General features: G+C 68.7%; 2 protein-coding genes. One reads left to right on the top strand and one right to left on the bottom strand.

What is annotated here, in order from left to right:
* On the bottom strand, nucleotides 1–1867 hold a 1867-nt coding region (gene lepA, locus ACFU7Y_RS42705), incomplete at its 3' end, for a translation elongation factor 4 (protein ID WP_224284196.1).
* A gap of 351 nt (nucleotides 1868–2218) precedes the next feature.
* Between lepA and rpsT the strand changes: the two genes are divergently transcribed.
* Nucleotides 2219–2488, top strand: a complete 270-nt coding sequence (rpsT, locus tag ACFU7Y_RS42700) for a 30S ribosomal protein S20 (protein ID WP_224284197.1) — start codon at nucleotides 2219–2221, stop codon at nucleotides 2486–2488.
* Nucleotides 2489–2729: the final 241 nt, after the last annotated feature.

Here is a 2729-nt window from a genome sequence, read left to right as displayed (position 1 = left end):
ACTTCTTCTCCTTCGGCGCCTCGGCGTCGGTGGACAGCGCGGCAATGAAGGCCTCCTGCGGGACCTCCACGCGGCCGACCATCTTCATCCGCTTCTTGCCTTCCTTCTGCTTCTCCAGCAGCTTCCGCTTACGGGAGATGTCACCGCCGTAGCACTTGGCGAGGACGTCCTTGCGGATCGCGCGGACCGTCTCACGGGCGATCACCCGGGAGCCGATGGCCGCCTGGATCGGCACCTCGAACTGCTGGCGGGGGATGAGCTTCTGGAGCTTGCCGGCCATCATCACGCCGTAGCCGTAGGCCTTGTCCTTGTGGACGATCGCGGAGAAGGCGTCCACCGCGTCGCCGTGCAGCAGGATGTCGACCTTGACCAGGTTGGCGGACTGCTCGCCGATGGGCTCGTAGTCCAGCGAGGCGTAGCCGCGGGTCTTGGACTTCAGCTGGTCGAAGAAGTCGAAGACGATCTCCGCGAGCGGCAGGGTGTAGCGCAGCTCGACCCGGTCCTCGGACAGGTAGTCCATGCCCTGGAGGCTGCCGCGGCGGGACTGGCAGAGCTCCATGATCGCGCCGACGAACTCGTTCGGCGCGAGGATGGTGCCGCGCACGACCGGCTCGAACACCTCGGCGATCTTGCCGGTGGGGAACTCGCTCGGGTTGGTGACGGTGTGCTCGCTGCCGTCCTCCATGACCACCCGGTAGATCACGTTGGGGGCGGTGGAGATCAGGTCGAGGTTGAACTCGCGCTCCAGGCGCTCCCGGATGATCTCCAGGTGCAGCAGGCCGAGGAAGCCGCAGCGGTAGCCGAAGCCGAGCGCGACCGAGGTCTCCGGCTCGTACACGAGCGCGGCGTCGTTGAGCCGCAGCTTGTCGAGGGCGTCGCGCAGCAGCGGGTAGTCCGAGCCGTCCAGCGGGTACAGACCGGAGAACACCATCGGGCGCGGGTCCTTGTAGCCGCCGAGCGGCTCGGTGGCGCCCTTGTGCATCGAGGTGATGGTGTCACCGACCTTGGACTGCCGGACGTCCTTCACACCGGTGATGATGTAGCCCACCTCGCCGACGCCGAGGCCGTCGGCGACCTTCGGCTCGGGCGAGATGACGCCGATCTCCAGCAGCTCGTGCGTGGCGCCGGTGGACATCATCGAGATCCGCTCACGCTTGGTGAGCTGCCCGTCCACGACCCGGACGTAGGTGACTACGCCGCGGTAGGAGTCGTACACCGAGTCGAAGATCATCGCGCGGGCCGGGGCCTCGGCTTCGCCGACCGGGGCCGGGATGGTGTTGACGATGTGGTCCAGCAGGTCCTCGACGCCCAGGCCGGTCTTGGCGCTGACCTTGAGCACGTCGCCCGGGTCGCAGCCGATGATGTGGGCGATCTCGGCCGCGTACTTCTCCGGCTGGGCGGCCGGCAGGTCGATCTTGTTGAGGACCGGGATGATCGTGAGGTCGTTCTCCAGCGCCAGGTACAGGTTGGCGAGGGTCTGCGCCTCGATGCCCTGGGCCGCGTCGACCACCAGGATGGTGCCCTCGCACGCGGCGAGGGAGCGGGACACCTCGTACGTGAAGTCCACGTGGCCGGGGGTGTCGATCATGTTGAGGATGTGCGTCGTCCCGGCGTTCGGCCCGGTCTTCGGCGCCCACGGGAGGCGGACCGCCTGCGACTTGATGGTGATGCCGCGCTCACGCTCGATGTCCATGCGGTCGAGGTACTGGGCACGCATCTGCCGGGGGTCGACGACGCCGGTGATCTGCAGCATCCGGTCTGCGAGCGTCGACTTGCCGTGGTCGATGTGGGCGATGATGCAGAAGTTGCGGATCAGCGCCGGGTCGGTACGGCTGGGCTCTGGCACATTGCTGGGGGTCGCGGGCACCTTGGTCCGATTCTCCGTTGGTCCGGGGCCGGGGGTGTCCTGGTCATCGCTGACCGGTTTCCCGGGGACCGGACAGTCTCGTCCGATCGAAATAGTTCCTCCCATCTTCCCACGAGCGCGGGGCAGGCTGCCGTTCGGGCACCGTCCGGTTCCGTCCGGCTCCGTCCGGCTCCGTCCGCCGCCCCCGCGCGGCCCGGGGGCCGGGTCCGCGGCGGGAGCCCGGTTTGGGGCGGGCAGCGGGCCCCTGGTAGCGTGGGCTGCTGCACCTGGCCTCGGCATGCCCTCTCAGCTGGACCGAAGGCCACCGGGTGCGACCCCGTTCAGACCTTTCAGACAGACTGAGGCTCCTTCGTGGCGAACATCAAGTCCCAGATCAAGCGCAACAAGACCAACGAGAAGGCGCGCCTGCGCAACAAGGCCGTCAAGTCCTCGCTGAAGACCGCTCTGCGCAAGGCCCGTGAGGCCGCTGCCGCCGGCGAGACCGAGAAGGCCACCGAGCTGGCCCGCGCCGCCTCCAAGGCGCTGGACAAGGCCGTGAGCAAGGGCATCATCCACGCCAACCAGGCCGCCAACAAGAAGTCGGCCATCACCAAGCGCGTCAACACGGCCGCCCAGGCCTGACGCCCCCGGGGGCTGTGACCCCCACCGCTTCGGGACGACCCGGCCCTCTACCCGGACCCCCGAGGCACGCAAGACTCGCACCGCACGCGGCCTGCGTTCGCCACGCGGGTGCGGTGCCCGGCGGTTTCGCCGCCTACGCGCGGATCTTCCACCCCGCCGGTGACCACACCTGGGCCGAGGTCGCCGCCGCCACCAGCGCTGGCCAGCCTCGTCCAACCCCCCACCTGCCCGTCGGCCAGAA

It is taken from the genome of Kitasatospora sp. NPDC057542 (assembly GCF_042801945.1).
In the GTDB taxonomy this organism is placed as follows: domain Bacteria; phylum Actinomycetota; class Actinomycetes; order Streptomycetales; family Streptomycetaceae; genus Kitasatospora.
This window is presented reverse-complemented; position numbering and strand designations above follow the sequence as displayed.